Raw genomic sequence first — 1,903 nt, forward strand, 5'->3', positions numbered from 1 at the left:
TTAAAAACCTTATAATTTTTATTTCTTTTTTTAGTTTTTTAAAATTAGTTTTATAGATTTTTTATTTAGTTTAATTATTTAAAAAATAGTTTATAAGATTTTAAAAACCTTATAATTTTTTTGTTACAAGATACTTTTATTAAAAAAATGTTTATATCCTTTTTATATTAAAATTTTTAAAGTTAAATCCAGTATACTCTTCTAATTCATCATTAATATCAAAATATTCAGATTTAAAATCATTATCTTTACTTGCATTTAAATCTAATAAGAAACATAATGTATCAAATTTATATTCATCTATATTATTTATGTAATCAATTAAATCTTCAGTTTCTTTTCTTAATAAATTTATTAATATATTAAAAACTTCAGTATAGTTAAAGAATTTTAGGTAATTAAGACTATTTAAGAAATTTAATTCACTATGATTTAGAGATTTTTTAATTTTATATTCTCCTAATACCTTTAAAAATTTAATTGAGTCTCCTGCAATATATGATTCATTATTAATGGATTCATAGATTAAATTATTAAATGATTTCTTATTTAATGAGTTATTAATAACTAATTTATTTAATTTTTTTAAAAATAGATTAGCATTTTCATTTAAATTATTATTGTTTTTCTTGATTTTATTAGTTTTTAATTCAGAATCAAGTATATCTAAATCTTTAAAGTTTATATCATAAAAATCAGATTCTTCAATTTCTGTATTTAAATTTAATTCTTCAAATTCAGAATTTGGTAAATCTGGTATAATTAAATTATATAATTCATCTGGATTTGAATAATCTTCTTTTTTTATAGTATAATTTTTTTGATTTTCTTTTTTATCTTTTGAATTTATATTTAATAATGATAATTTTTCAAAATTTAAATCATCTATAATTTTATTATTTTCAATACTTTCTTTTATATTTAAGATTATATTGTTTTCTGGAAGAATCTTTAAGGTTTCGTTAATTGTATTTAATGCTAGATTAAATTCATTTAAATTATATAATGCCATTATTTTTAGTTGATATATTTTATCATCGGAATAGTTTTCTAAATATTTATTAATGTATTTTAATGATTTTTCATATTCTTTTTTATTAAATAAATAGATAGATAGATTATATAGGGAACCTTCATGATTTGGATTAATACTTAATGCTTTATTTAAATATTTATATTCTTTATCATAATCCCACAAGTATTTTGATATTTTTGCTTTTGTACATAATAAATCTGGACTATTTGGATTGTATCCTAATCCTTCATCTATAAATGATCTTGCATCTATGAAATCTTTTTCTTTAATGAAATTTTCTGCTTTTTCTTTTACATATTCTATATTGGAACATAATTCAAATCCACAATATTTGCAGATTCTTCTTTTTCTACTAACTTCATGTTCACAATTTGGGCATTTCATAGTTTTTCACATTTTATTGTTGATTATATTGAATTTAAATTGTTATGTGGCATAATCTTAATAATTAGTATGATACAATTTATTGTTGATTATATTGAATTTAAATTGTTATATGGTATAATCTTAATAATGGGTATGATATAATTTATTGTTGATTATATTGAATTTAAATTTCTTTATTATAATTTTATTATTATACTTGTTTATTTTTTGAATTTATTTAGTTATTTAATTTTAGATTTTTGTAAATTATGTTTTTATCTTTAATTTTATTTCTTATTTGTTTGAGTTTTAGTTGGTTTATGTTTTTATCTTTATTTTTTTTGTATAAATTTAGTTTTAGATATCTTTTTATCTTTGATTTTATATGTCTATTTAATTATATATTTTTAATTTAATGAGATCTATTCTTTTAATTAAATAAAATTTTTAGTTTTATTAGTAAATTAAGTTTTAATAAAGTTATTTATTAATATTAATATC

General features: G+C 16.3%; 1 protein-coding gene. It reads right to left on the bottom strand.

What is annotated here, in order from left to right:
• Window positions 1-151: 151 nt before the first annotated feature.
• Window positions 152-1,420, bottom strand: coding sequence for a hypothetical protein (locus tag BGI41_RS07905; RefSeq protein ID WP_088540155.1), 1,269 nt, complete (start codon window positions 1,418-1,420; stop codon window positions 152-154).
• Window positions 1,421-1,903: the final 483 nt, after the last annotated feature.

The organism is Methanobrevibacter sp. 87.7, assembly GCF_002208625.1.
Taxonomy (GTDB): Archaea; Methanobacteriota; Methanobacteria; order Methanobacteriales; family Methanobacteriaceae; genus Methanarmilla.

Excerpts from the sequence above, each read along its gene's own strand:
- BGI41_RS07905 (WP_088540155.1), bottom strand. The coding sequence starts at position 1,420 with ATGAAATGCCCAAATTGTGAACATGAAGTTAGTAGAAAAAGAAGAATC.